This window comes from Paramicrobacterium fandaimingii (assembly GCF_011751745.2).
GTDB classification, from domain to species: Bacteria; Actinomycetota; Actinomycetes; order Actinomycetales; family Microbacteriaceae; genus Paramicrobacterium; species Paramicrobacterium fandaimingii.
This window is the reverse complement of record NZ_CP061170.1, coordinates 392,910-419,168: the sequence shown is the minus strand read 5'-3', so window position 1 is coordinate 419,168 and position 26,259 is coordinate 392,910. Positions and strand designations below refer to the sequence as shown.

Genomic DNA, 26,259 nt, shown 5'->3' with positions numbered 1-26,259 from the left:
TCGCTATGGCAGCGTGCGCTCCGCGATCGCGCGGGCCACAGCCTGGCGGTCGGGCTTGCCCGAAGCGAGCCGGGGAACGGCGGCGACAGTGACGATGCGATCGGGTCGTGCTGGCTTGCCGAGCTGCCGCGAGACAGCATCCTGAACCGCATCGAGGCGGGCACCCGAGACATCGGTGATCACAACGGGAACGTGCCCCCAGCGATCGTCCGCGGCACCGACGACAACGGCGTCTTCAAGCCCGGCGAGCGTGTGGACGATGCGCTCGACGCGATCGAGATTGACGTTGACGCCGCCCGAGACGATCACGTTGTCGGCCCGGCCGAGCACCGTGAGCACGTCGTCGTCGATCGTGGCGAGGTCACCGGTGCGATACCACTGGCGCCCCTCGCGGTCGACAAAGACGCCCTCCATGCGGGTGTGATCGATTGTGCCGTCGTCAGCGAGGTAGCCATCGCTCAGCGTCGGGCCGGTCAGCTCCACCTGCCCGTCGACGATGTTCATCTCGATGCCGGGCAGCGGTCGCCCGTTATACACGCAGCCCCCCGAGGTCTCGCTCGAACCATAGGTGCGATACACCGGCAGGCCGAGCAGCTGCGCGCGATCGCGAATCGGTTCGGGAAGGGCCTGCCCCCCGATCAGGATGCCGTCGAAACGGCGCAGGGCCATCACCCCGGCGCGCGACTCGAGCAGCCGCATGAGCTGCGCGGGAACGAGCGAGGTGAAGTGCCGCTCGCCCGTGAGCTGCTTGCTCGCCTCGATGAACGCGGCGGTGTCGAAGTGGCCAGGCGACAGCACGATGGGCGTGGTCTCTGCGGCGATCGAACGCACGAGCACCTGCAGTCCTGCAACGTAGTGCGCGGGAAGCGCAAGCAGCCACTGTCCGGGGCCGCCCATGACCGACTCCGACGCGGATGCCGACGAAAGCAGCGCATCGGCGCTGAGCACGACGTTCTTGGGCAGGCCCGTCGACCCCGAGGTGCGAATGACGGCGGCCGTCGCCTGCGGCGCTTCGTGCAGCTCTGCGCCGAGGTGGGCGGCGAGCGGGGCGTCCTCGTGCGTGGACTCGGCCGCAAGCGGCAGCAGCGCGGGGCCCGAGCGATCAAGGGCGCCACGCAGTGCGCTCATGACTTCGAGCGGATCGGATGCTGAAACAGCGACGAGACTGCGCGTCATGACCCGAGTCTACGTCTCGCACTCCGCACTTTCACGTGTCGCGACCCCTGCCCTGTCGTGTGCCACTTCTTGCCACCTCTACTCGGTCTTAATGGCCAGAAGCGGCACGCGTTGCTGACGCCGACTGGGTGCTGCACGGCACGCCCGCTGCGGGGCGGCCGTCAGTACTGCCAGGGGTACGGCGACCAGTCGGGATCACGCTTCTCAAGGAAGGCGTCGCGCCCCTCCACAGCCTCGTCTGTGCCGTAGGCGAGACGCGTCGCCTCCCCCGCGAAGACCTGTTGCCCGACAAGACCGTCGTCGACTGCATTGAACGCGAATTTCAGCATCCGAATCGCCGTCGGCGATTTTGTGAGGATGCGGCGAGCCCACCGCAGCGCCTCGGCTTCGAGTTCGGCGTGCGGAACGACAGCGTTGACAGCGCCCATCTCGTAGGCGCGCTGGGCCGTGTATGTTCCGGCGAGAAAGAACACCTCGCGCGCGAACTTCTGCCCGATCTGGCGCGCGAAGTAGGCGGACCCGTAGCCAGCGTCGAAGGAGCCGACATCGGCATCCGTCTGTTTGAACTTCGCCCGCTCGCTCGCGATCGTGAGGTCGCATATGACGTGCAGCGAGTGCCCGCCGCCGGCCGCCCAGCCGGGAACGACGGCGATCACAACCTTGGGCATGAAGCGAATGAGTCGCTGCACCTCGAGAATGTGCAGCCGCCCCGAGCGCGCCGGGTCGATGCCCTCGGAGGTGTCGGCATCGGAGTACTTGTAGCCGTCGCGGCCGCGGATGCGCTGGTCGCCACCCGAGCAGAACGCCCAGCCGCCGTCTTTCGAGCTTGGCCCGTTGCCCGTGAGCAGCACCACGCCGATCGTCGACGTCGTGCGCGCGTGCTCGAGTGCCCGGTAGAGCTCGTCGACCGTGTGCGGCCGAAAAGCGTTGCGCACCTCGGGGCGGTCGAAGGCCACGCGCGCCACGCGCCCATCGTGCGTGTGGTGATAGGTAATGTCGGTGAGCTGCTCGAAGCCCTCAACCGTCTGCCACTCGGACTCGTCAAAGATCTCAGACACCGTCATGCCTCAATCGTAGTTGGGACGCGGATGCCGACGAGAGTTGCGCACACATGGTTCAGGCATTCGGAACTTTCGGCCCGACCACGGCGTGTTGATGCACGACACACCGCCCGACACGTCAGAAGTCCGAATACCTGCACGCTCACGCGGTGCACAATGGGCACATGGATGCACTGCCGCCGCTCGACGAGCTTCTCGCCTCAGCCCGCGTTGTCTCTCTGCCGCTGACAACGCAGTTTCGGGGAATCACCCAGCGCGAGGCCGTGATCTTCAGCGGGCCGCGGGGCGCCACCGAGTTCTCTCCGTTCACCGAGTACGAGGATGCCGAGGCGGCGACGTGGTTGCGCGCGGGCATCGAGTTCGGCTGGGGTGAGCTGCCGGCGCTGCGCCGCGACAGCATCCGGGTCAATGCAACGATGCCGGCGGTCGACGCCACCCAGGTCGAGAGCGTGCTGGCACGCTACGACGGATGCCGCACCGTGAAGGTAAAAGTCGCCGAGCGCGGGCAGACTCTCGATGACGACGTCGCGCGGGTCGCGGAGGTGCGCCGCTTGATGGGGCCAGAGGGCCGCGTGCGCCTCGACGCGAACGGGGGCTGGAACGTCGACGAGGCCGAGCACGCCATCCGCTCGCTTTCCGAGTGCGACATCGAGTATGTCGAGCAGCCGTGCGGCACGGTCGATGAGCTCGCCGACGTGCGCAAACGCGTGAAGTACATGGGCATTCCGATCGCCGCAGACGAGTCAGTGCGCAAGGCAGACGACCCGCTCGCCGTCTCCAGGGCGGGCGCCGCCGACCTGCTGATCGTCAAGGCGCAGCCACTTGGCGGCATCACCAGAGCGCTCGATATCGTGCGCGAGGCGGGGCTGCCTGTCACCGTCTCGAGTGCTCTCGACACCTCGGTCGGCCTCGCGCTCGGCGCGCACTTGGCCGCCGCGGTGCCGGAGCTGCCGTACGACTGCGGCCTCGGCACAGCGTCACTGCTTGCCGCCGACGTCACCGAGCAGCCACTGCGAGCGCACGACGGCGCCATCGACGTGCGTCGCATCGAGGTATCAGAGCGGATGCTGCGCGAGTACGCCGCGTCGCCGGAACGAGACGCATGGTGGCGTGACCGCATCCGCCGCTGCTACGCCCTGCTGTAACCGGCTTGCACACATAAGGGCAGAGCAAATCGGAGAATCTGGCAATCGCCTCGGGCTCCGCGGCAGAATCGGCATACGGAGAATTTCTGAAAACGCTTCCATGAGGGTGTTTGCGGCGATCGTTGCCAGAACTGGATGTTTCGGACGCAACAGTTCGCTGTTTTTGTAGCATTTCCATCTTTATGTAAACGCTTGCATTAAATCGTTGTGCGCTCTACCGTGAGTGCCATCACCGCACGCCCGCACGTCACGCTGACATTGCGTGCGGTGTCCGCACAATGCAAAGGAGCACCGCAATGAGTACAGTGCCGCCCCACGTACACACCCGAGTAGGAGGGCGTCGCAGGCGAATACCCTGGGTCGCCCTCACGGTCGGGCTTCTGATCGCTGGACTTCTCGTCGCGATCGTTCCACCGCAAAAGGCCCACGCTTCCGCTCCCGGTCCGAAGGACGTGACGGCCGTCATGTTCTCGTGGACGTGGAATGCCATTGCACGCGAATGCACGAATACGCTCGGCCCTGCCGGCTACGGCTACGTGCAGACGTCTCCCCCGCAGGAGCACGTCGTCGGGAGTCAATGGTGGACGTACTATCAGCCGGTGAGCTACAAGCTCGAGTCACGGCTGGGCACCGCAGAAGAGTTCAAGGACATGATCGCCACGTGCAATGCCGCGGGTGTCGAAGTGATCGTGGATGCCGTGATCAACCACATGAGCGGCGACTCAGACGGCGGAACAGGCTGGGCAGGAAGCTCGTACGGGCACTACAACTATTCCGGTCTGTACAGCGACAATGACTTCCATGACTGCCGCCGGGATATCTCGAACTATCAAGATCGTGACGAAGTGCAGAATTGCAACCTCGTGAACCTCGCTGACCTCGACACGGGTTCGGCCTACGTTCAGCAGACCATTGCTGACTATCTCAACCACCTCGTCGACCTTGGTGCAGCCGGATTCCGCATCGACGCCGTCAAGCACATTGCTGCCGATGACCTGCGCGGCATCATGTCGAAGGTCAAGAACAAAGACGATTTGTACATCGTGCAGGAGGTCATTCGTGCCAACGAGCCGATTCAGCCGGAAGAGTACCTCGGCATGGGAGACATCCACGAGTTCGCGTACGCTCGCAAACTCAACGAAGCGTTCGGCGGTGGAACGATTGACTGGCTGATCGAGGGGAAAGGCATTGGCGAAACCTGGGACGGATTTCTCAGCAGCGCCGACGCCGGAGTCTTCGTCGACAACCACGACACCGAGCGCAACGGCCAGACGCTGAGCTATAAGGACGGCGATGTCTACGACCTCGCGCAGATCTTCACGCTCGCGTGGAACTACGGCTCGCCGTCCATTCAGTCGGGCTTCGAGTTCAGCAACTTCGATGCCGGTCCTCCCCAGACAGCATCCGGAGAGGTCATCGACCCCACCTGCGGCTCAGGCTCCGTGTGGACATGCGAGCACGCAGAGAACGAGATCACCAACATGGTCGGATTCCGCACCGAGACGTACGGCACCGACATCACCAAGAAGTGGACGAACGGCAGCAGCGCCATCGCGTTCAGCCGCGGTGACAAGGGCACCGTGGCGATCAACCGGGGCGGTAGCGAGCTGACTCGCACGTTCGAGACCGGGCTTCCCGATGGCACGTATTACAACGTGATTCAGGCGACGCGCGACGGTGACAGCTGGTCCGGCGACACCATCACGGTCTCGGGCGGAGCGTTCACGGCGACCGTACCGTCGAACGGCGCCGTCGCGATCCACGCGGGCGCGAAAGCCGGCCAAGAGTGCGCAGACACTGCGGCGCCGACCACCCCGACGAACGTCGAGGCGAGCGCTGACGGCACGAACGTGACGGTGAGCTGGACAGCATCCACCGACGACTGCGCTGTCACGGGCTACACGATCACCCGCTCTGGCGCAGACGGCGAAACGACGCTCACCGCACCCGGATCGTCGACATCCATCACCGATAGCGGGCTCGATCCGGACACCGAATATCAGTACACCGTCACCGCGACCGACGGCGCCAACACGTCGAAGCCAAGCAGCGCGGCATCCGTCACCACGGGTGAGACGTCACCGGATGCCTCCACAGAGGTCTTCTACCACGACAACGGCACCTGGAGTGATTTCTACATTCACTACCAGGTGGGCGATGGCGAATGGACAACGGCTCCAGGAGAAAAGATGCAGGAGCGCTGCAATGGCTGGTACGGAGCAACGATCAACCTCGGCACGGCAGACGGCTTGACGGCTGCGTTCACCAACGGTTCTGGCAGCTGGGACAACAACGGAGACAAGAACTTCGCTCTGACGTCTGGGGTGCAAGCGATCGCTGACGGTGCCATTACCAGTGCTGACCCGTGCTCCGATGAGCCGCCCGTCGGCGAAGACATGACGGTCTTCTACAAGGCCGACAAGGACTGGGATGCTTACTACGCTCACTACCGCGTCGGTGAAGGAGACTGGACAACCGTTCCGGGCATCCCGATGGAGCAGGCCTGCGACGGCTGGTACACCCTCACCATCGACTCTGGTGCCACGGGAACCACGTTCGCGTTCAATAACGGCGCGGGCCAGTGGGACAGCAACGGCTCAAAGAACTACGTGGTGAGCGGAAACGTGGTCGCCGTGGCATCCGGATCTGTATCCGGAACCGCACCGTGCGACCTGCCGGCGACAACGCCGACAACACCCGCGAACGTGTCCGTCACCGCCGACAACGGCGCCGTGACCGTGAGCTGGGACGCATCGACGGCCGATTCCGGAATCGCGAAGTACACAGTGGCACGCACCGGTGGCGTTGACGGAACCGTCTCTGCCGACGTCGCTGACACGTCGTACGTTGACACGTCGGTGAGCGAGAGCACGACGTACACGTACAGCGTTACCGCGACGGCAGAAGATGGCGGCGTATCGCTGGCCTCAGACGCGGTCGAGATCACGACACCGGGCACGACGGGAGGAGACGACTCAGAGAAGCCGTCCGCCCCGACGGGGCTGACCGTCACAGCATCCGGTGACACTGTTCAGCTCACGTGGAACGCCGCGACAGACAATGTCGGCGTTGCCGGGTATCGCGTGATCAAGGCGGGTGGTGGCGAGGCGACGCTCGGCATCATCACCGAGGCGACGGAGATCGGCTTCTTCAACCTCACGCCGGGGGAGGAATACATCTTCAAAGTGCAGGCAATGGATGCTGCAGGGAACCTGTCCGGCTGGAGTGATGTGGTCTCGACGACAACGCGCGGCGACGATGACACCACGGCCCCGACTGCCCCCGCCGGGCTCGCAGCCACCGTCGACGGCACGTCTGTCACCCTGACATGGACACCATCGACGGACGACACCGCCGTGGCGTCGTACACGGTGCGCTCGAATGACGGCGACGCCACTAAGAAGACGGACGCCACGAAGCCATCGCTCACACTCGACAACCTGACAGCGGGCGCGACGTACACATTCACGGTTCAAGCAATCGACAGTTCCGGAAATACGTCGGACTGGAGTGAGTCTGTGTCTGCCACCATCGAGGGCGAGAGCGACCCGGGAATCCCCGGTGAGCCGACCGGCACCGACTACTCCGAGGGTTATTACCAGCAGAATCCAGAGGGGAATGTCGGAGCAGCCGCCGAGATCACTGTCGACGGTGACGCCTCGGAGTGGACGCCAGCCATGGTGATCGCGCAGGGCGTCGCAAATGACGACCCGCGCATCTTTCGCGGCAGCCACGAAGGGCCGGTCTATGACCTGTATTCCCTCTCAAGCGCGTGGGACGACGACGCTCTGTATCTGATGTGGCAGTTCACCAACGTCACGGATGTCGTCGACCCTGGGCAGGGCTATCCGATCAGCGACAACGGAAAGCCGTACAACGGTGACATCCCGCAGGCGCTCGCGTTCGACGTGACGGCCGAGGGCGGAGACGGACTAATCGATGGCACGGAAGAGGGTGTGTGGGGCATCCGCTCAACGTTCTCGAACGATGAGGTCGACCATCTCGCGATGTTCTCGAGCAAGCCGGGAGTAGGCGAGCCGGCGATGTTCTCGCTCAACGCATCCGGTGCTTTCGACTACGAGCCCGCGAACGCTGTCGGGTTCGACGAAGCGGCGATCTCGTATGCCTATGGTGACGGGTTCTACGGCGCCTCGCTCATGGGTGTCGACGCCAACGGATACGAGGGATACACGCCGGATGACCTCGCGGACACGAGTGCATTCATCGACTTTCTCGACACAGCACACGACACGATGCAAGACACCGTCTACGAGATGAAGATCCCGTTTGCGGCGCTGGGCACGACACGGGATGCTGTCGAAGCGAACGGCATCGGCGTAATGCTGCTCAGCACGTTCGGGCAGTCGGCGATCGGATCTCTCCCGCAGGATCCGGCAATGCTCGATGTCGCGACGGAACCCTATTCAGCCGACAAGTCAACGTCTGCAGAGAAGGAGGATTGGGACCCGATCACTGCGCAGTTCGCACGCATCGGGGCGTAAACCACAGTCGAGCACAGTGGGCGGGACTCTCAGAGTCCCGCCCACTGTTTCGTCGACGTGGGGCATCCGCCGCTGCTACGCCCGCTGACAATGATTCAGATGTCAAAGATGGCTCCCAGCGGGCGCGCTGCAAGCCATCTTTGACAGATGAAGGCGTGGTGATTCACACCGTGGGCCGACCTACAGCCCCGAGTAGCTGTGCAGCCCGTTGAAGAAGATGTTCACCACGGTGAAGTTGAAGATCACCGTTGCAAAGCCGATGATCGCCAGCCACGCGGCACGGCCGCCGCGCCAGCCCTTGGTCGCCCGCGCGTGCACGAACCCGGCGTAGATCACCCAGACGATGAAGGTCCAGACTTCTTTGGTGTCCCAGCCCCAATAGCGACCCCACGCGGCCTCGGCCCAGATCGAGCCGGCGATGAGCGTGAACGTCCACAGCACGAAGCCGACGATGATCGTGCGGTACGCGAGGTTCTCAAGCCGCTGCGCCGACGGGAACGTCGCCATGAACTTCAGCTTCAGGTCGCCGAGCGATGCCTTGCGCCCCTCCGTGCGCGCCTGGATGAGCTGCAGAATGCTCAGCGCGCAGCCAAGCGCCAAGAAGCCCATAGCCGTCGTCGCGAGGAACACGTGAATCACGAGCCACGCTGACTGCAGCGCGGGAGGCAGCGGGGCGACCTCGACGTAGAAGTTGATCGTGCCCATGCACAGCAGCGATACGACGAGCAGCGAGATGAACGTGCCGAGATAGCGCAGGTCGACCTTGATGTTCACAACGAGGAACACGGCGACGACGAGCATCGTGCCCGTCATGACGAACTCGTAGAGGTTCGCCCACGGCACGCGTTCGGCGGCAATACCGCGCGTCACGTCGGCAGCCACGTGCAGAAGGAAACCCAGCACCATGAGCGCCATGGCGGATCGCAACGAAGGCGAGCGCTTCGCGGTGACCGCGGGCGCGACGTTGCCCTTCTTCGCGGCGGGGCGCGTCTTCACGGCGACGCCGCCTCCTGCCTGCGCAGTCGCCTCGGACTGTGCCGACGCCGCAGCCGCCGAGTCGACGGCATCCGCTGCCTCTCTCACCTCGGCGCTTCGGCGGCCGAGGTCGAGGGCGAACGCGATGAGCGCAAGCGCATACAGCGCCGTCGCCGACCACAGGGCCAGCAGGGAGAACGAGTTGAGATCCACGGTGTAAGGCTACTCCTTCGATTCTCGCGCGCTGCGGGCGCGAACGGTGCGCACCAGCAGCGCGATGAGGCGCCACCCGACCAACGCAAGGCCGAGCACGATGGTGGCGACGATGATGAATGGCAGTGCTGTGCCTTGACCGGATGCCGCACGCAGCAGCATTCCGCCGGCAACGGTGATGATCCAGAGAGGGATGCCGGTGCGTACGACGCTCAGCGGTCGGCGCCACGCAAGCGTGACGATCCAGCCCACGGCGAGCGCGACGAGGAACGGCCACCACGTGCCCCAGATTCCCACCAGGTCGAGCGCCTCTGCATGGCTTGAGCGCCCGGAGATGGCGAACACAAGGGTCAGAACGACGTCGAGGGCGAGAGCAAGAATGATCATTCGCGTTCCACCCCCAGCGCAGTGCCGTGCCTGTAGGCGACGGCCTCGACGGCATCCGAGAGCCCTGGATCTTCACCGCGTGCCAGCCCCGCGTACTCAATGCGCACGGATCCGTCTTCGTTGTCCGTTGCCTTCACCCAGACGCGGCGGCGGGGAACGAAGAGCGACGTGAGCAGGCCGAGCAGCACAAGTCCCGCGCCGATCGCGACGCCCAGCTGCGTCTTGTCATCGTGAATGTCGAACGACGCGAAGCGATGAACAGAGCCCTCGAAGGCCTTCGCCTTGGGGTTCTCATTGACAAACTCGATCGTTCCCAAGCCATTCGGCAGGTCTGCACTCTGGCCTGGCATGAGCTCGATGGAATCAACGCCGGTGTCTCCGCCCGTCAGCGGTGTCATGCCGTCGACCTCGAGCGCATACACCGATTTCGGAATGCCGCCGTCAAGGCCCAGATCGCCCGAGTACACGTTGAGCGTGAGCAGCGGGTACTCGAGTCCCGGATACGTCGAGGTATAGGCCCCGGTTTCAAGCGGGTAGGCCGTGGGGTAGAAGAAGCCCACCATGCCGAGCTGCTTCTTGAGACCGTCGGGAACCTTCACGACGCCAACCGAGGTAAGCGTTGATGAGTCTTGCGGCAGAAAGGGAATCGAGTCGGTGAAGACGACGTTGCCTTCTGGATCTTTCACCGTGACGGTCGGAGCGTAGCCGTTACCCAGAAGGTAGACGTCAGACCCTTCGAAACGCAGCGGGTCGTTCACCTTGATCGCCGTGTCTTTGCCGTCCCCTGACGGAGTGCGCGCCGTGACGTTCGCCTCGAAGTCGATCGCCTGCCCGTATGCATTGATGTTCTCGGTCTCGTAGTCGACGTTGAAGGTGTCGAGCGTGAGCGAATAGGGGGCAAGCTCCGCTGGGTCGAAGAACCGGCCGGGGCTGAACGAATCGTAGTCGCCGAGCACATTGACGAACGTCTGGCCCTCGACGACGACGCGCTGCCCTGAGTAGCTGAAGCCGCCGCCGATGCCGACGACGAGCAGAATCAGCAGCAGTGCCGAGTGGAAGATGAGGTTGCCGGTCTCGCGCAGGTAGCCACGCTCGGCCGACACCGAAATGCTGGCTGGAGCCGTGCGCGTTGCCGGCGTCTCGTAGAGCGCAACGCGGTACCCGGATTTCTTCAGCAGGTCGCGTGCCGATGACACCGCGCCCGCGGCATCCGCCTCGACGCCGTCATCTGCGCTGTACGTGGCCTCGCTGAAGTCGCCAAGGCGGCTCAGGCGAGCCGGCGTGCGCGGCGGCTTGGCGCGCAGAGCGCCGAGGTGGTGCTTGACGCGCGGAATGACGCAGCCGATGAGCGAGGTGAACAGCAGAATGTAAATGGCCGAGAACCAGGCAGACGTGAAGACGTCGAACATCTGAATCTTGTCGAGCGCCGGTGCCAGGTCAGGATGCTCGGTGAAGTACTGCGTAACGCCGTTGGGATCGCTCGATCGCTGCGGAACGAGGGAACCGGGAATCGCCGCGATTGCGAGCAGAAGCAGAAGCAGAAGCGCCGTGCGCATGCTCGTGAGCTGGCGCCAGATCCAGCGCAGCCAGCCCACAATGCCGAGCTTGGGCTGCGAGAGAGGCTGCTCGACGGCTGGACCGTCGTCGTGCCCGTCAGTGTAATCAGATGGCCGGGACAAAGTTCGGCATCACCCCCGCGAGCATGCTGATCAGGGACGTCCAGATTCCGGTGACCATGAGCAGACCGATGACAATGAGCAGAACGCCGCCCACAATGTTGATTGCGCGAATGTGGCGGCGAAGGAACGTGACGCTCTTCGTTGCCCAGGTGGCGCCGAGAGCCATGATGATGAACGGGATGCCGAGGCCGAGGCAGTACACGAAGCTGAGAAGTGCTCCACGCCACGGCGACGCCGAGCCGAAGCTGAGCGACTGAATCGCCACGAGCGTCGGGCCAACGCACGGTGCCCAGCCGATGCCGAACACAATGCCGAGAAGCGGCGCTCCCCAGAGCCCCGTCTTGGGCTGCCACGACGGGCGAAACGTTCGCTGCATGAACGTGACTTGGCCAATGAAGATGAGCCCCATGACAATGACGACGGCGCCGAGAATCTGCGTGATAAGCGGCCCATAGGCGACGAGCCAGCGACCGAGGCCGCCGAATGCGAAGCCGTATGCGGTGAAGATGGCAGAGAACCCCGCGATGAAGAGAACGACGCCGATCATCAGTCGTGCGCGGTCACGGGCCGGGGCGGAAGCACCCTGCTGCGCCGTTGTCGCGCCGCCCACATAGGCGAGGTACCCCGGAACCAGGGGCAGAACGCACGGCGAGGCGAACGAGACGAGTCCGGCGAGCGCTGCGATGGGGATGGCGAGCAGCAGCTGGCCGCTGATGACGATGTCTCCGGGGTTCACGTCAGTTCTCCGCGACGGCGTCTTCGACGAGCGTCGACAGAATCGATGTGTCGGGCACGGCTCCGAGAATGCGGGCAGAGACCCGCCCCTGCTTGTCAAGGACGATCGTTGTCGGCACGCTGTTGGGCGGCACGGTGTCGGCGAACGCGAGCTTCACGGTTCCCGTGTCGACGTCGATGATCGACGAATAGCCAACGTCATAGGTCTCGTTGAACGATGCCGCGGTGCCCGGCTGGTCGCGCAGGTTCACGCCGACGAACGCGACGCCGTCATCGCTGTGCTCGTCGTACACCTCGTCGAGAATGGGCGCTTCGGCACGGCACGGAGCGCACGAGGCGTACCAGAAGTTGACGACGACGACGTCTCCGACGAGGTCACTCGACGAGATCGTGTCACCGGATTCGGTGGTTCCCGAGAACTCGACAGGCTTGCCGCGGTCGGACTCGGCGATCTCCATCACAGAGCCGTCGCCCGCGATGTAGCCCTTGCTGCTGCCCTCTTTGTACTGCTCGGCGAGGGGGTCTTCGGAGCAGCCGGCGACAAGAAGCACGGTGGCAAGCGCGGCGGCGGCAGCCGACAGCATCCGCCCGGCCTGTCGTGATCGCGTCATACCGCACCAACGTCGACGGCACCGGCGGTCAGCAGCAGAGCTGGCTCAGAGTAGCCAACCTCGACAAAGCGCTTCCCCGTGTATTCGAGAGTCGTGATGCTCGACAGCGAGCAGCGGCGCTTGCGCGGGTCATGATGAAGGGGAATGCCCAGGATGCTGGAATGGGCCATCCAGATCGGAAGCTGATGACTCACCAGCACGATGTCGCCCGACTCGGTGGACTCCCATGCCTCGGCGATTGTCTCGCGCATGCGGGAGGCAATGTCGGCAAATGGCTCGCCCCAGCTCGGCTTGCGGGGGTTGCGCACCGCGTACCAATTGCGCGGATTGCGCAGCGCACTGCTCATGCGCATTCCCTCGAAGTAGTTGCTCGGCTCGATGAGCCGCGAATCGTTCTCGATCGGCAGGTCGAATGCCGCGGCAATGGGCGCCGCCGACTCCTGCGTGCGCTGCAGCGGTGACGCGATCACGCGAGAAACGGGGCGTTCGTGCTCTGCGAGCTCGTCTGCGGCCGCCTTCGCCATGCTGCGACCGCGGTCAGAGAGCCCGAATCCGGGAATGCGCCCGTACAGAACGTGCGAGGGATTGTGCACCTCGCCGTGACGGACGAGGTGGATCTGGGAGGCAGCCACGACCCTTAGTCTACGTTCTGTAGAGCTAGGAATCTGCCGAGAAACCGAACGCCGCTCTGGCATCGGCGGCGCGAGCGTGCACGTAGACTTGTCGAATGCCTCGGGAGGGGCGGCGATTCTGCACGGCATCCTCCCACCTCATCGGGCGGAAAGGACCTTTCTGTGCTTCGCACTCACAACGCCGGAACCCTCGGGCTCGAGCAGCTGGACGAGACCGTCACTCTCGCCGGTTGGGTCGATCGTCGCCGCGATCACGGAGGAGTTGCCTTCATCGATTTGCGCGATGCGTCGGGCATCGCCCAGGTGGTCATCCGCGACGAGGAGGTAGCCCACCCCCTGCGGTCGGAGTACGTGCTGCAGGTGACGGGCACCGTGAACACGCGGCCAGAGGGCAACGCCAACGAGAACCTCTCGACGGGTCAGATCGAAGTGATCGCCGATTCAGTCACCGTGTTGGGCGAGTCGGCGGCGCTGCCGTTCCAGGTGTCGACAGCGCTCGACGGCACCGAGACGATCGGGGAGGAAGCGCGGCTGAAGCACCGCTACCTCGATCTGCGTCGTCCCGAGCCGGCGCGCGCGCTTCGGCTGCGCTCGAAGGCGAATAAAGCGGCGCGAGACGTGCTCGACGAGCTGGATTTCGTGGAGATCGAAACGCCGACGCTCACGCGCTCCACGCCAGAGGGCGCCCGAGACTTCGTTGTTCCTGCGCGCCTGAACCCCGGGTCGTGGTACGCACTCCCCCAGTCACCGCAGCTCTTCAAGCAGCTGCTCATGGTGGCGGGAATGGAGCGCTACTACCAGATCGCCCGTTGTTACCGCGACGAAGACTTCCGCGCTGACCGCCAGCCGGAGTTCACCCAGCTCGACGTCGAGATGAGCTTCGTCGACCAAGAAGACGTCATCGCCATCGGCGAGAAGATCGTCTCTGCGGTCTGGTCGCTCATCGGGCACACGATCCCGACGCCGATTCCGCGCATGACCTATGCCGAGGCCATGGAGAAATACGGCAGCGATAAGCCCGACCTGCGCTTCGGCCTCGAGATCACCGAGCTCACCGAGTACTTCGCCGGCACAGACTTCCGCGTGTTCCAGAACCCCTATGTCGGCGCAATCGTCTTCCCTGGCGGCGCTTCGACACCTCGCCGCGGGTTCGACGCTTGGCAGGAGTGGGCGCGCGGTCGTGGGGCAAAGGGCCTTGCCTATGTCACGATCGGCGACGACGGCACGCTCGGCGGACCCGTCGCCAAGAACCTCAGCGATGCTGAGCGGGACGGGCTCGCGGATGCTGTCGGTGCGAAGGCCGGAGATGCGATCTTCTTCGCCGCGGGTTCCGTCCGCGATTCGCGCGCGCTGCTCGGCGCCGCCCGCCTTGAGGTCGGTCAGGCCGCCGGGCTCATCGATGAAAGCGAATGGGCGTTCGTCTGGATCGTCGACGCTCCCATGTTCGAGCCGGCCGAAGACGCCGTCGCATCGGGAGACGTGGCGGTGGGAAGCGGACGCTGGACGGCCGTTCACCACGCATTCACATCGCCGAAGCCTGAGTTTCTCGACACCTTCGACACCGACCCCGAGAGCGCACTGTCGTACGCGTACGACATCGTCTGCAATGGCAACGAGCTGGGCGGCGGTTCCATCCGCATCCACCAGCGCGATGTTCAGGAGCGGGTGTTCGCTCTCATGGGGCTCGACGAGGAGCAGGCGCGGACCAAGTTCGGCTTCCTCCTCGATGCCTTCGCCTTCGGCGCCCCGCCCCACGGCGGCATTGCTCTCGGCTGGGACCGCATCGTCGCTCTTCTGACCGGCTCCGACTCGATTCGCGAGGTCATCGCCTTTCCGAAGACCGGCAACGGCTTCGACCCGCTCACGCAGGCTCCGGCGCCCATTACTGCGCAGCAGCGCAAGGACGCCGGCGTCGACGCGAAGCCGAAGGAGCGCGACGCAGAGTAGCGCTCCAGGTCGTCATCAGCGGGATGCAGCGTGCCCGTCGCGCGGCATCCGCTGACGATCGGCGGCATCGGTGCGCCTGCGGTCGCCCACAATCTGCGCGAGCAGCGCAAGAGCCTCACTCGACGACGAGCCCACCGGAGATGTGTGCGTGATGAGCGTCTGATCCGGCGTGTCAATTGAACGCAGAGTCTGCTGCGTGACGTCGAGAGCGCCGACCAGGGGGTGGTGAAGCGCGTACACGGCCGTCGCACACGCCTGCACTCGCTGGTCGCCCCAGAGCGAGCCGAAGGTGTCGCTTGCCATGCTCAGGCTGCCGATCAGCGAGGCGAGCAGCGCATCGTCTGCGTGACGCCCGGCCGTGAGACGAAGGTTGCCGACAACCGCCCTGGCCTTTGCCCGCCAATCCGCGTAGAGCGCCCGGGTATCCGCGTCCGTGAACACCAGCGCGGCCATATTCGGACGCGTGCTCGGCGAATCTGGGGCGTCTTCGGGCAGGTGGCCCGCAAGAAGCGCATGACCGAGCGGGTTCCAGGCGAGCACGTCAGTTCGACGGCCGAGAACAAGGGCGGGGACATCGCCGAGCGACTGCAGCAGCTCCAGCATCCGCGGGTCGGGACGCTCCGCTTTCGGTCGTTTCGCCGCGACGGGTCGCCCGCTGCGCTCCGCCAGCCGGTGAAGATGCTCGCGTTCAGCACCATTGAGACGAAGCGCCGATGCGATCGCATCGAGCACCTGCGGTGACGCATTGAGCGATTGACCTTGCTCGAGCCGCGTGTAGTACGACGAGCTGACGCCGGCGAGCATCGCGAGCTCTTCCCGTCGCAGACCGCTCACGCGCCGCCGAGCGCCATACAGAGTGAGACCGGCCTCCTCTGGCGTAATCCGAGCTCGGCTCGCCTGAAGAAACGTGCCAAGCGAATCGACTGTGTCGTGTGGGGTCATATGTCGATTCTCGACCCATTCGCCCGCGAATTCCTCCCCCTGTCGGGGATAGCCAAAATGCGGGCTGTATCGGCACGCGCATTCGGTCGGATGCTTGCCACATGACCACTTCCATACACTCACGTCTGCTTATCACCGCACTCTCCCTCAGCACAATCCTCGGGCTCGCCGCATGCGCCCCGGCGGACACCGCAGCGGCCCCACCGGCCGAGCCAACGAGCAACCCCGTCTCCGTTGTCTCAGACGAGAGCACCGTCGTTCATTTCGATCTCGCTTCGGGGCAGCTGCCCGAGAACATCACCGACGGCGCCGACGGCGGAGTGCTCTTGTCGTTTGCGGCGAGTCGGCAGATCGCTCGCGTCTCTCCGGAAGGCGAGACGACGATCATCGCCACCTTGCCGACGTCGAAGGATGCTTCTGCCTCGACTCCGGTGCTCGGATTCCCGCTGAGCACCGGGCTCGTCCGTGACGGCGAGGTCATCTATGCGTTGCTCGCAACCGGCGCACCCGACACCACAGGCGTCTGGAAGATCGACGGCGATGCCGCTCCCGAGATGATCGCGAAGCTGCCCAGCACGGGTCTTCCCAACGGCCTCGCTCTCGATGCGCAGTCGCAGACGCTCTACATCGCAGATTCCGTCGGCGGAGTCATCTTCACCGTTCCGACGTCCGGTGGCGAGGCAACCGTCTGGTCCGATGGCGACGAACTGAACAGCACCGGCTTCCTTGGAGTGAACGGCGTGAAGCTGAAAGACGGCGCCCTCTACGCGTCGAATCTCGATCAGGGCACGGTGCTGCGCATTCCCGTCCGCGACGACGGCTCGGCCGGCGATTCACACGTTGTCGCCCGTGACGTCGTCGGGATCGATGATTTTGACTTCACAGGAAACGGCGACGAGATCGTGGCCACGATCAACCCCGAGAGCGAGGTCGTTCTCATCCAAGCCGATGGAACCCACGCTGTCGTGCTGAGCGATGACCAGGGGCTCTCCAACCCGACGTCAGCTCTCGTCATGGACGGCACGCTCTACGTGCCGAGTGCGGCCTACGTCACGCAGGAAGACCCCAACCTCATCATCACGAGCATCAACTTCTAGTTCGGCCACACGGCGAGGGCGTCGGCGCGCGAGGGCGCCGACGTCGTCGCTACGCCTCGAGATCGATGGATGCGCGTTGAGCGACGACCGTGCGAATGTACGACGCGACCTCGGCGTGCTCGGGGTGCACCTGGTACGCCTTGAGTGCCGCGACATCGTCGTGCACCGAGACGAGCGCAAGATCGTAGTTGACGTCATCGAACGCCGCGTTGCGCGAGACAGTGAGCGACTGGATGCCGGGAATGCGATCGACGAGCACCTCGAGACGCGTGGCGATCTCGCGCGCGGCTTCGTCTTTCGCCGCCGCATCATCTCCGGCGAGCGTCCACATCACAATGTGCTTGATTGCCATGGTTTCCTTTCAGACGTCGTCTGCGGTGAGCGCCGCGGTCAGGCGCTTCTCGTCAACACGCCAATAGGTGTGCTGTTCCCCGTCGATCAGCACAACGGGAATCTGCTCCCAGTACTGCTGATAGAGCACGTCATCGTCGAGAATCGACTTTTCGTCAAAAGTGACGGATGCTGTCGCCTGCAGCTGTGCGAGCACGCGCTGGATCACGCCGCGTGCGTCGTCGCAGAGGTGACATTCCGGCTTGCCGATCAACGTGACTGAATGGGTCATGCCCCCAGACTACGTCGAGGCGGGACAAGAGTTTGTGACAGCATCCGCGCACGCCAAAAAACGCCAGGGCCGTGACCCTGGCGTTTTTGCGCAGCCCGAAAGGCTACTTCTTGTTGCGACGCTGGTGGCGCGTCTTACGAAGTAGTTTGCGGTGCTTCTTCTTCGCCATGCGCTTGCGACGCTTCTTGATAACTGAACCCACGAAAACCTCACAAAAGTATTGGGTCTGGCCGCGCGTGCCGCGGCCGGCATAAAAAGGCCTCGGACTAGTTTACCCGAATTTACGACACGCGGGTGTCACGCCGTATCTGCGACGTTCTGAGTGATCGCATTGGCGATGGCTGATTCGGGCACACGGAAGGACCGCCCGAATCGAATCGCCGGCAGCTCTCCAGCGTGAACCATGCGGTAAACGGTCATTTTGGAGACCCGCATCATGTCGGCGACTTCGGCAACCGTGAGGAACCGTACGTCCTCAAATTCATTAGCCACGCGGACCTCCTTTCGTCACGTCAGTCACAGGCTTCTCACCAACATTACTGTGAAACATGAGCGGTTGTCGAGATGGAGTATTCACCAGCCCCGCCGTCGATGCTTTAACCGTTCACATGGGCTCACCCAATGCGGCGAAACTCCTCAAGGGCGAAGAGCACTTCCACCGAGACCTCGAAGTACGCGGCAATCTTCAGCGCGAGATACAGGCTGGGGCTGTATTCACCGCGTTCAAGGTAACCGATCGTCTGGTAATGCACTCCGAGCGCGTCCGCGAGTTCCCGTCGGGAGACTCGGCGTTCGGCGCGAAGCATCGCGATGCGATTGTGAACCGTCTCGCCCACTCGTGATTACACTCCCCACTGCTGCTGTACATCCCGGCGTCGTGCGGCGAGCGTCGATCCTGATTCACGCCGTGCCATGCGGCCAAGGAGTTTCGGCGCAACGGTGAGGCACACGATCGCCCAGGCAGCAAGAACGATGAATACCCATTCGAGCCTCCACGAGCCGTCGATCTCGACTGACGCCATAGCATCAGGCAAGAGTGACGCACGCAGACCGAGACCATACCAGTACAGCGGGAACGCCTGCGCGATGCCTTGCAACCACCCGGGAAGTGCAACGATCGGGTAGAAGATTCCCGAGATGCCAACGAGCACAACAACGGGCATCATCACAAACCCCATGAACTTCGGGTTGGAGACAAGCGCACCGAGAACCGCGCCGATCGACAACGTCGAGACCATCCCGAGCACAAGCACAGCAGCGAACAACAGCCAGCGCGCTGGCGATGCGAACTCGAGGCCGTCGAAAAGCACCAGCCCCACAATGAGCATGAGCAGCGCTGATATCGCCGTCGAGATCAGATTGGCTGTGATCTCTCCGATGAGATATCCCGTCGTCCCACCAGGCACCGACTTTGAGCGCAGGAGGGTGCCATTCGTGCGATCCATCGAGAGAACTCCGACGATGCCCATGACCCCACCGAACAGAACACCCATCGCGATGACGCCCGGCAGGCCCATCGCGCCGAGGTTCACTGTTGCTTCGTCGAACGTCCCCTGCGAGAGAAAGATCAGCGAGACGACAAGCAGCACCATCATCACGACGGTTCCGACGATCTCGCTCGGTGTGGTCAGTTGGATGCGCGCTGAGATCAGCCCACGACGCAAACCAGCTCGATACGTGTTCATCGTCGGGTTAATGCGCGGCGTTCGCCGCATCACCATCGTCATCGTCCGACCTCCTCGAAATGTGTCGCCTCGATCTCGCCGCCAGCTTCAAACTCTTCAACGAGCGACAGGTAGGCATCTTCAAGCGTCGCTCGCCGAATCTGCAGATCGGTCACGCTGTCATCATGTGCCAAGAGCTCACGCACAAACTGCGTCGAGTCTTCAGCAACGTGAAGCTGCTGTTGCCCATTGCCGCGCCAGCTGATCTCGGCATTGCGAGAGACAGCGCTCGTCAGCTCGAACGGAGTGCCATCAGCGATGATGCGCCCGCCTGCAAGAATCACGATGCGACTGGCCAGTGCTTCTGCCTCAGCCAGGTCGTGTGTCGTCAACATGATCGTGATCTCCTCCAAATCGCTCAGCCGGTGAATCAGATCGTGAAAATCTCGCCTCGCACGCGGATCGAACCCGGTCGTCGGTTCGTCGAGAAACAGCAGAGACGGCTTCCCGATGATCGCGAGCGCAACATCGAGACGACGACGTTGCCCTCCCGAGAGCGTCTGCAGCTTCTGATTCGCCTGTTCCTGAAGGCCGACCATGTCAAGCAACTCGTCTGGCGCCCATGGATCGACATACGGTCGATAAAAATCTGCCAGATGCGTGAGCAGCTGGCGCGGGCGCCACTTTCCGTGATCCGTCGACGCCTGAAGCACCATGCCGATCTGCGACCGCCACCCATCGCCGCCGCGCGCAGGATCGCTTCCGAGCACGGAGACGTTTCCCGATGACGGCGTGCGAAATCCTTCAAGAATCTCGATTGTCGTGCTCTTGCCCGCACCATTTGGCCCCAGCATCGCCACGATCTCATCCTCGTGAATGTCGAGCTGAAGACCGTCGAGCACGACCTTGTCTCCATAGTTCATTCGCAGATCGGATACAGAAATAATCGGCGTGCCCGATGACGCTTGCGTTGACTTCACATCTCACCTCGTCCAAACTGGCATACAAAATATAGCAGTTATGCTACATCGTGACCCAACGCCGTGTACAGGCGCCCACACGTCGCGCGGGCACGCTGAACTCACGCAAGGTCAGTTCCCCCGACCCGCAGGAAATACGACGATCAGTTACTCGCCAGAGCGCCCAAAGCGTTTGCCCATCGCGGTGACGGCACTGGACACCCGCTTGCGGGTGCCCGCAGCCACATGCCCGATCGCGTCGGCGACCTGACGCGCCTGCTCCGGCAGATGGGCCTCGATCTCCCGTTTGAGGTCCTGCTCGGTGAAGTCGACATTGAGAAAGGGAATGAGCCAGTCCTCGATTGCCTCGAGTGGTTCGCTGTCAAGCGAGTAGTAGCGATGCTGCCCCTCTTCGCGCACCTCGACAAGACCCGCTTCGCGCAGCACCTTCAGGTGCTTCGAGACCGTCGGCTGGCTGAGGCCAAGCTGGGCGACAATCTCAGAGACGCTCGTGCCCTGCGTATTGCCGCTGTCGTCGGGGGAATGACGGTCGAGAAGTACGCGCAATATGTCGCGTCTCGTGCCGTCTGCGATAACGTCAAAGATGTCGGCCATGCATCAAGGTTAGTGAGTCCCGCGGCGGAGTACCATTGCGAGGCGTATAGACCCGAGTCCAAGTGAGGTTTCATGGCACGCAGGCGCCGCGCTTCTGCGTCACCGCTTTCCCGCACCGCGCTCGGTCGCATGCGGGAGGCGCTGAACGACTTCACAACGCGATCCCCCTCCCGATTCGCCATTCTGGTGTTCGGTTCTCTCATCGTGCTGTTCACGTTTCTCTTCAGCCTGCCCGCCGCCTCGGCGAGCCGCACGTGGACTCCCCTCGCCGACGCGTTCTTCACCGCGATGTCGACGATTTGCGTGACCGGTCTGTCGACAGTGAACATGGCGACCCACTGGTCGTTCTTCGGAGACATCCTCGTCGTTCTCGGCGTGCAGATCGGCGCCGTCGGAGTCCTGACCCTCGCCTCAATTCTCGGAATGGTGATCTCTAGGCGACTCGGCCTGCGCGCAAAGCTTGTTGCCGCATCAGACAGCAATCCCATGCGCGTTCACCACGGCCCCGTGGCCGAGGGCCAAGCCGTGCGGCTCGGTGATATCGGCAGCCTTCTCCTCACCGTCGTCGTCAGCCTTCTCGTCATCGAAGCGGGCCTCGCCATACTGCTCTTTATACGAATGATCCTCGATGGCTTCGCCGCAGGCGAGGCAGCATTGAACAGCGTTTACTACTCGGCGATGGCGTTCACAAACACGGGCTTCACACCCAATGAGCTTGGGCTTGATCGCTTCAGCAACGACCTGTGGTTTCTCGGGATCCTCCTCATCGGAGTGTTTCTCGGCTCAATCGGCTTTCCCGTTATCTTCGCCCTGAAACGCCACATCACCCGCCCGAGACAGTGGTCTCTGCACGTCAAGCTCACACTCGCCACCACCATCATTCTCCTCATTGTCGGCGCCGCCGGAATCGTCGCTCTCGAGTTCAACAATCCCAAGACCTTCGGCACGATGAATGCGGGCGACACTGTCTTTCAGTCGATCTTTCTCTCGATGATGGCTCGATCAGGCGGTTTCTCCACCATCGACATCTCGCAGCTCAATGGGTCGAGCCACCTCGTGCTCGACATGCTCATGTTCGTCGGTGGCGGCTCCGCCTCGACGGCCGGCGGCATCAAGGTGACGACACTAGCGGTGCTCGTTCTCGCCGCCTTTGCCGAGGCGCGCGGTCGCCAGGAGATCTCAGCTTTCGGCCGCCGCATACCCAGCGACGTGATCCGCGTCGCCATCTCGGTGTTCTTCTGGGCTGCAACGATCGTCGCCCTGTCAAGCATCCTGCTCATGCAGATCACCAAAGAGCCCTTCGATCGGGTTTTGTTTGATGTGATTTCTGGGTTTGGCACCGTCGGACTCTCGACGGGTCTGACCGGAGAGCTTCCGGATGCAGGAAAATACGTGCTCGCCCTGACGATGTTCATGGGGCGCGTTGGTACAGTGACCTTGGCTGCGGCCGTCGCCTCAACAAGCAACGGCCGCCTGTACCGTCACCCAGAAGAGAGGCCAATCGTTGGTTGACCGCATCAAACACGACGCGCCAGTCCTCATCATCGGGCTCGGTCGCTTCGGTGCCGCCTGCGCTGGCGAACTCGACAGGCTCGATCGCGAGGTGCTTGCGCTCGATGGTGACGAGGGACTCGTGCAGAAATGGTCTGACCGCATCACCCACACCGTTCAGGCTGATGCCCGCAATATCGAGGCGCTCAAGCAGATCGGTGCCGGAGACTTCTCCGTTGCGGTGGTCGCTGTCGGATCGTCGATCGAGGCATCCGTGCTGATCACCGCGAACCTCGTCGACCTCAAAATTCCGCAGATCTGGGCCAAAGCCGTTTCGCAGTCCCACGGAAAGATCCTCACCCGCGTCGGCGCAAACCATGTGATCTACCCCGAGGCGGAGGCCGGTGAACGCGTTGCTCACCTTGTGAACGGACGGATGCTTGACTTTATCCAGTTCGACGACGACTTTGCGCTCGTGAAGATGTACCCGCCCAAGCCGATTCGCGGCAAGAACCTCACGGAGTCCGGCGTGCGCACCAAGCATCACGTCACCGTCGTCGGCGTGAAGTCACCAGGGAAGCCGTTCACCTATGCGACGGCCGACACGGTCGTCACCGACCACGATCTGATCATCGTGTCTGGATCGTCTGGCGACATCGAACGCTTCTCGTCGCTCGGCTGAGAGCACCAGTGAGAATCGCGTGAGAAAGCGCTTTCTGGCATAGTGGAGTGACGACAGAGTCACGACACGCGAGGAGGCGTCGATGAGGCGCGATTCAGACATCCCCACAGTTGTGCTCGTCGGAGGCCGAGGGTTCGGCGCCCACCATCTCGTTCGCCTTCGCAAACGCGCGTCAGCAGGCAGCATCCACCTCAGCGCCATCGCCGACCCTGCCCTCGCCGCCGAATCCGATGTGCTCGACGGCACGCCGGTGACCACCGATCTCGAGCAGGCGCTCGCCCTGCAGTCCGCCGATATCGTCGTCATCGCCACCCCGATCGGCACACACGCAGACCTGTGCGAGACGGCTCTGCGCAGCGGTGCGGACGTGCTTCTCGAGAAGCCTCCCACCGCAACGTTTGCCGATTTCGAGCGGCTGATTGCTGTGCAGCGCGAAACCGGACGAGCGGTTCAAGTGGGGTTTCAGAGCCTTGGGTCGCACGCGCTCCCCGCTCTCGCGGACCCGAGCGTCGGAATCGGCACGATCTCGCGGGTATCCGCAACGGGCCTCTGGTCGCGGCCCCTGTCGTACTGGCAGCGGTCCCCATGGGCAGGCAAGCGCGTGCTCGGCGGTCTGCCCGTTGTCGACGGCGTCGCAACGAATCCGCTCGCTCACGCTGTAGCGACGGCGCTCCACGTCGCCGGGCTGCGCACCGCAGACGACGTCGCGTCGATCGAGGTGGATCTCTATCGGGTCAACGCCATTGCGGGCGACGACACGTCCGTGGTTCGCATCACGGGCCGCACAGGTTCCCCCGTGACGTGCGCGCTCACGCTGTGCGCACCGCCGCAGAGCAGCGCGGATCGCGGAGCCGCTGTCGTGATCGAAGGCGAGCTCGCCACCGCGTCCCTCTCGTACACGACAGACGTGCTCACGATCGGCGACCGTACCGTCAAGTTCGCGCGAACCGATCTGTTCGACAACCTGCTCGCGCATCGCGCCCACGACGCGGAGCTGTGTGCGCCGCTCGAGCACACAGGTGCCTTCATTCGCGTGCTCGAAGCGATCCGCACGGCTCCGGAGCCCACGAAGGTCTCACCGGAGTTCGTCACCTGGCACGGCGAAGCGGACGCCGCGTATCCCGTCATCGAGGGGATCGAGGATGCTGTCCGCCAGGCAGCGAGCGAGGGCGCCACGTTCGCCGAGCTCGGTGTGCCGTGGGCGCACGCGCGTCGCGACAGCATCCTCTCCACGCTCTGCATCGGCGACAGGACAGTCGCCGCATACCGCGACGGTGGCGCCACCATTCCGTTCTCGTCACCGCGCCCGTATCTGCACCCGATTCGCACACGTGCAGGAGTCATCGTCAGCGCACAGCACCCGGCAGACCACGACTGGCACGTGGGACTCAGTTTCGCTGTGCAAGATGCCAACGGCGTCAATTTCTGGGGCGGACGCACGTATATACCGGGTGAAGGATACGTGCATCTTGACGACCACGGTCGCATCGTCAATGCCGCCCTCACACAGGTGGAGAACGGGTTTGAGCAGCAGCTCACGTGGGTCGGCCCCGACGAAAGCGTCGTGCTCCGCGAGGATCGCACCGCCGCCTGGCGCGAGATCGGCGATCAGGCGTGGTTTCTCGACGTCGACATCACGCTGACTCCTCCCGCCGATGCTGACGTCGTGCTCGGCAGCCCTGGAAGCAAGGGGCGCTCCGGTGCAGGTTACGGCGGACTGTTCTGGCGGCTGCCCGACTGCCGCAACGCCACAGTCTTCACACATGACCGTGACGGCGAGGATGCTGTGAACGGCACACGCTCTGCCTGGATCGCCTGGTCAGCCGAGTTTCTCGCTCAGCCAGGCGGCACGGGTGAGGCGACCCTCGTGCTCATCGCCCTCGATGAAAACCGTGACCCTTGGTTCGTGAGACTCGCCGGCTATCCGGGCTTCGGGTCCGCCGTCGCCTGGGATTCGCCGACGACGGTTCCTGCGCATGTCGGCCTGCACCGCAGCTACAGCGCCATCGTCGCCGACGGGGCGCTCAGTCGCACCGATATCGACATGCTGATCCAGGAGGCTTCTGAATGAGTGAGGCACCACCAGACCGCACGCGGAAGCAGAACGCCGTTCGCGAGCTCCTCGAAAGTCATCGCGCCGAGTCTGTGCTGCTCACCAGCGCGGCCGCAGTCAACTGGTACCTCGACGGCGCGCGCACGCACGTGAGCCTCGCCGCCGACCCGATCGTCGCTGTGGCCGTCGATCGTGAGCACGACACTGTGCTCATCACCTCGAACGAGCACGAACGCCTTGTTCTCGAGGAACTGCCCACTGACGTAAACGTGGTCGATCGCACCTGGTTCGAGCCTCTGGTCTACCGTACTGACCTCGCCGAGAGCACGGTAGATGCTGAACTGCGTGCCCTGCGCGCCGTTCTCGAGCCTCACGAGGTCGAACGCTTCTCTCAACTCGGAGCGGATGCTGCTGGCGTGCTTACCCACGCGCTCACGGAGTGCGAACCGACGTGGACAGAACGCGAGCTTGCTGCTCACGTCGCCTCGGGGCTCATCGAAACGGGCAGCGATCCACTCGTCGTGCTCGTGGCGGGCACCGAGCGAGCGCATCCCCATCCCTTGCCCACTGACGCGCACCTCGACAGATGCGCCATGGTCGTCGTATGCGCACGCAGGCATGGACTGATCGCCAACGCCACGCGCAGTGTCAGCTTCGGCCCGCTGACAGCGGAGGAACGCGATGTCCAATCTCGGATTCTCGACGTTGAGGCGCACACTTTCGACGCATTGGTCCCCGGTCGCCCGTTGAGCGCCGTTCTCGCCGCGATCGCCGATGCATACCCTGCATGCGGATTCGACGCACAGCAATGGCGCGCTCATCATCAGGGTGGCGCTGCAGGCTATGCCGGTCGTGACCCGCGGGCCACGCCGGCCACCGCCGACGTCGTGCAGCTGGGGCAAGCGTTCGCATGGAACCCCTGGGCGGGAGGCGCCAAGGTCGAAGACACCATCCTGCTCACCGGTGCTGCCGATTCCCCCGTGATCGAGCCACTCACACTCGATCCCGCGTGGCCGACCACCGAAGTGGCTGGACGATTGCGCCCCATCACGCTCGAGCGGTAGGCAGCGC

General features: G+C 63.7%; 25 protein-coding genes. 8 read left to right on the top strand and 17 right to left on the bottom strand.

The window, feature by feature from the left end:
- Window positions 1-3 precede the first annotated feature (3 nt).
- On the bottom strand, window positions 4-1,176 hold the full coding sequence (locus tag HCR84_RS02075; RefSeq protein WP_166982560.1) for an AMP-binding protein: 1,173 nt from the start codon (window positions 1,174-1,176) through the stop codon (window positions 4-6).
- A gap of 161 nt (window positions 1,177-1,337) precedes the next feature.
- Window positions 1,338-2,240, bottom strand: coding sequence for a 1,4-dihydroxy-2-naphthoyl-CoA synthase (locus tag HCR84_RS02070; protein ID WP_166982562.1), 903 nt, complete (start codon window positions 2,238-2,240; stop codon window positions 1,338-1,340).
- 161 nt (window positions 2,241-2,401) lie between these two features.
- On the opposite strand from HCR84_RS02070, the gene HCR84_RS02065 reads away from it, so the two are divergent.
- Together HCR84_RS02065 and HCR84_RS02060 are read left to right on the top strand one after the other, a co-directional pair.
- Window positions 2,402-3,382 (top strand): o-succinylbenzoate synthase, encoded by a 981-nt coding sequence (locus tag HCR84_RS02065; protein WP_166982564.1) that lies wholly within the window; start codon window positions 2,402-2,404, stop codon window positions 3,380-3,382.
- Window positions 3,383-3,678: 296 nt separating this feature from the next.
- Window positions 3,679-7,884, top strand: a complete 4,206-nt coding sequence (locus HCR84_RS02060; protein ID WP_166982566.1) for a fibronectin type III domain-containing protein — start codon at window positions 3,679-3,681, stop codon at window positions 7,882-7,884.
- A 180-nt stretch (window positions 7,885-8,064) separates the two neighbouring features.
- Here HCR84_RS02060 and ccsB read toward each other — a convergent pair whose 3' ends face one another.
- Genes ccsB through HCR84_RS02030 form a run of 6 tightly spaced genes read right to left on the bottom strand, consistent with a single transcriptional unit; the run spans window position 8,065 to window position 13,116 of the window.
- Window positions 8,065-9,072, bottom strand: a complete 1,008-nt coding sequence (gene ccsB, locus HCR84_RS02055) for a c-type cytochrome biogenesis protein CcsB (RefSeq protein WP_166982568.1) — start codon at window positions 9,070-9,072, stop codon at window positions 8,065-8,067.
- A 9-nt stretch (window positions 9,073-9,081) separates the two neighbouring features.
- Window positions 9,082-9,459, bottom strand: coding sequence for a DUF3054 domain-containing protein (locus HCR84_RS02050; protein ID WP_166982570.1), 378 nt, complete (start codon window positions 9,457-9,459; stop codon window positions 9,082-9,084).
- Window positions 9,456-11,138 carry a cytochrome c biogenesis protein ResB gene (gene resB / locus HCR84_RS02045; RefSeq protein ID WP_166982572.1) on the bottom strand — a complete coding sequence of 561 codons (1,683 nt, stop codon included), beginning with the start codon at window positions 11,136-11,138 and terminating at the stop codon, window positions 9,456-9,458. Before resB ends, HCR84_RS02050 begins: the two co-directional genes overlap by 4 nt.
- Entirely contained in the window at window positions 11,122-11,874 is a 753-nt protein-coding gene (locus HCR84_RS02040; RefSeq protein ID WP_166982574.1) for a cytochrome c biogenesis CcdA family protein, read from the bottom strand. The genes resB and HCR84_RS02040 overlap by 17 nt, the downstream gene beginning before the upstream one ends.
- Before the next feature lies 1 nt (window position 11,875).
- Window positions 11,876-12,484, bottom strand: coding sequence for a TlpA family protein disulfide reductase (locus HCR84_RS02035; RefSeq protein WP_166982576.1), 609 nt, complete (start codon window positions 12,482-12,484; stop codon window positions 11,876-11,878).
- A complete protein-coding gene (locus HCR84_RS02030) occupies window positions 12,481-13,116 on the bottom strand; it encodes a histidine phosphatase family protein (RefSeq protein WP_166982578.1) in 636 nt (211 codons plus the stop codon). Before HCR84_RS02030 ends, HCR84_RS02035 begins: the two co-directional genes overlap by 4 nt.
- A 162-nt stretch (window positions 13,117-13,278) precedes the next feature.
- On the opposite strand from HCR84_RS02030, the gene aspS reads away from it, so the two are divergent.
- The gene (gene aspS / locus HCR84_RS02025) at window positions 13,279-15,063 is read left to right on the top strand and encodes an aspartate--tRNA ligase (RefSeq protein ID WP_166982580.1); all 1,785 of its coding nucleotides are present in this window, start codon (window positions 13,279-13,281) and stop codon (window positions 15,061-15,063) included.
- A 15-nt stretch (window positions 15,064-15,078) separates the two neighbouring features.
- On the opposite strand, the gene HCR84_RS02020 is transcribed toward aspS, so the two are convergent.
- Window positions 15,079-16,005: a helix-turn-helix transcriptional regulator gene (locus HCR84_RS02020; protein ID WP_166982582.1), complete on the bottom strand. Its 927-nt coding sequence runs from the start codon at window positions 16,003-16,005 to the stop codon at window positions 15,079-15,081.
- 101 nt (window positions 16,006-16,106) lie between these two features.
- On the opposite strand from HCR84_RS02020, the gene HCR84_RS02015 reads away from it, so the two are divergent.
- Entirely contained in the window at window positions 16,107-17,102 is a 996-nt protein-coding gene (locus HCR84_RS02015; RefSeq protein WP_166982584.1) for an SMP-30/gluconolactonase/LRE family protein, read from the top strand.
- A gap of 49 nt (window positions 17,103-17,151) precedes the next feature.
- Here HCR84_RS02015 and HCR84_RS02010 read toward each other — a convergent pair whose 3' ends face one another.
- The 8 genes from HCR84_RS02010 to HCR84_RS01975 form a co-directional block, all read right to left on the bottom strand.
- Window positions 17,152-17,454, bottom strand: a complete 303-nt coding sequence (locus HCR84_RS02010; protein ID WP_166982586.1) for a Dabb family protein — start codon at window positions 17,452-17,454, stop codon at window positions 17,152-17,154.
- Between the two features lie 9 nt (window positions 17,455-17,463).
- Complete coding sequence (locus HCR84_RS02005) at window positions 17,464-17,724, bottom strand: glutaredoxin family protein (protein WP_166982588.1); 261 nt, start codon at window positions 17,722-17,724, stop codon at window positions 17,464-17,466.
- A 103-nt stretch (window positions 17,725-17,827) separates the two neighbouring features.
- The gene (locus HCR84_RS02000) at window positions 17,828-17,926 is read right to left on the bottom strand and encodes a 30S ribosomal protein bS22 (RefSeq protein ID WP_003792170.1); all 99 of its coding nucleotides are present in this window, start codon (window positions 17,924-17,926) and stop codon (window positions 17,828-17,830) included.
- A gap of 95 nt (window positions 17,927-18,021) precedes the next feature.
- Window positions 18,022-18,216 (bottom strand): helix-turn-helix domain-containing protein, encoded by a 195-nt coding sequence (locus HCR84_RS01995; RefSeq protein WP_166982590.1) that lies wholly within the window; start codon window positions 18,214-18,216, stop codon window positions 18,022-18,024.
- Between the two features lie 122 nt (window positions 18,217-18,338).
- The gene (locus tag HCR84_RS01990) at window positions 18,339-18,560 is read right to left on the bottom strand and encodes a helix-turn-helix transcriptional regulator (RefSeq protein WP_166982593.1); all 222 of its coding nucleotides are present in this window, start codon (window positions 18,558-18,560) and stop codon (window positions 18,339-18,341) included.
- Window positions 18,561-18,566: 6 nt separating this feature from the next.
- Entirely contained in the window at window positions 18,567-19,451 is an 885-nt protein-coding gene (locus HCR84_RS01985) for an ABC transporter permease (protein ID WP_208322164.1), read from the bottom strand.
- Entirely contained in the window at window positions 19,448-20,368 is a 921-nt protein-coding gene (locus tag HCR84_RS01980; RefSeq protein WP_235940902.1) for an ABC transporter ATP-binding protein, read from the bottom strand. The genes HCR84_RS01985 and HCR84_RS01980 overlap by 4 nt, the downstream gene beginning before the upstream one ends.
- Before the next feature lie 147 nt (window positions 20,369-20,515).
- The gene (locus tag HCR84_RS01975; RefSeq protein ID WP_166982595.1) at window positions 20,516-20,962 is read right to left on the bottom strand and encodes an ArsR/SmtB family transcription factor; all 447 of its coding nucleotides are present in this window, start codon (window positions 20,960-20,962) and stop codon (window positions 20,516-20,518) included.
- A 72-nt stretch (window positions 20,963-21,034) separates the two neighbouring features.
- Here HCR84_RS01975 and HCR84_RS01970 point away from each other — a divergent pair, with 72 nt between their 5' ends.
- The 4 genes from HCR84_RS01970 to HCR84_RS01955 all read left to right on the top strand — a co-directional run bounded on the left by HCR84_RS01970 (window position 21,035) and on the right by HCR84_RS01955 (window position 26,252).
- Window positions 21,035-22,474: a TrkH family potassium uptake protein gene (locus HCR84_RS01970; protein WP_166982597.1), complete on the top strand. Its 1,440-nt coding sequence runs from the start codon at window positions 21,035-21,037 to the stop codon at window positions 22,472-22,474.
- On the top strand, window positions 22,467-23,135 hold the full coding sequence (locus HCR84_RS01965) for a potassium channel family protein (RefSeq protein ID WP_166982599.1): 669 nt from the start codon (window positions 22,467-22,469) through the stop codon (window positions 23,133-23,135). The genes HCR84_RS01970 and HCR84_RS01965 overlap by 8 nt, the downstream gene beginning before the upstream one ends.
- Before the next feature lie 82 nt (window positions 23,136-23,217).
- On the top strand, window positions 23,218-25,206 hold the full coding sequence (locus HCR84_RS01960; RefSeq protein WP_166982601.1) for a DUF6807 family protein: 1,989 nt from the start codon (window positions 23,218-23,220) through the stop codon (window positions 25,204-25,206).
- Window positions 25,203-26,252 (top strand): M24 family metallopeptidase, encoded by a 1,050-nt coding sequence (locus tag HCR84_RS01955; protein WP_235940901.1) that lies wholly within the window; start codon window positions 25,203-25,205, stop codon window positions 26,250-26,252. Before HCR84_RS01960 ends, HCR84_RS01955 begins: the two co-directional genes overlap by 4 nt.
- Window positions 26,253-26,259 lie beyond the last annotated feature (7 nt).

Bases quoted from the DNA above. Each gene is read 5' to 3' on its own strand.
- HCR84_RS02075 (WP_166982560.1), bottom strand. From the start codon at position 1,176: ATGACGCGCAGTCTCGTCGCTGTTTCAGCATCCGATCCGCTCGAAGTC.
- HCR84_RS02070 (WP_166982562.1), bottom strand. From the start codon at position 2,240: ATGACGGTGTCTGAGATCTTTGACGAGTCCGAGTGGCAGACGGTTGAG.
- HCR84_RS02065 (WP_166982564.1), top strand. From the start codon at position 2,402: ATGGATGCACTGCCGCCGCTCGACGAGCTTCTCGCCTCAGCCCGCGTT.
- HCR84_RS02060 (WP_166982566.1), top strand. From the start codon at position 3,679: ATGAGTACAGTGCCGCCCCACGTACACACCCGAGTAGGAGGGCGTCGC.
- HCR84_RS02050 (WP_166982570.1), bottom strand. From the start codon at position 9,459: ATGATCATTCTTGCTCTCGCCCTCGACGTCGTTCTGACCCTTGTGTTC.
- HCR84_RS02035 (WP_166982576.1), bottom strand. From the start codon at position 12,484: ATGACGCGATCACGACAGGCCGGGCGGATGCTGTCGGCTGCCGCCGCC.
- HCR84_RS02020 (WP_166982582.1), bottom strand. From the start codon at position 16,005: ATGACCCCACACGACACAGTCGATTCGCTTGGCACGTTTCTTCAGGCG.
- HCR84_RS02015 (WP_166982584.1), top strand. From the start codon at position 16,107: ATGACCACTTCCATACACTCACGTCTGCTTATCACCGCACTCTCCCTC.
- HCR84_RS02010 (WP_166982586.1), bottom strand. From the start codon at position 17,454: ATGGCAATCAAGCACATTGTGATGTGGACGCTCGCCGGAGATGATGCG.
- HCR84_RS02005 (WP_166982588.1), bottom strand. From the start codon at position 17,724: ATGACCCATTCAGTCACGTTGATCGGCAAGCCGGAATGTCACCTCTGC.
- HCR84_RS01985 (WP_208322164.1), bottom strand. From the start codon at position 19,451: ATGACGATGGTGATGCGGCGAACGCCGCGCATTAACCCGACGATGAAC.
- HCR84_RS01975 (WP_166982595.1), bottom strand. From the start codon at position 20,962: ATGGCCGACATCTTTGACGTTATCGCAGACGGCACGAGACGCGACATA.
- HCR84_RS01970 (WP_166982597.1), top strand. From the start codon at position 21,035: ATGGCACGCAGGCGCCGCGCTTCTGCGTCACCGCTTTCCCGCACCGCG.
- HCR84_RS01960 (WP_166982601.1), top strand. From the start codon at position 23,218: ATGAGGCGCGATTCAGACATCCCCACAGTTGTGCTCGTCGGAGGCCGA.
- HCR84_RS01955 (WP_235940901.1), top strand. From the start codon at position 25,203: ATGAGTGAGGCACCACCAGACCGCACGCGGAAGCAGAACGCCGTTCGC.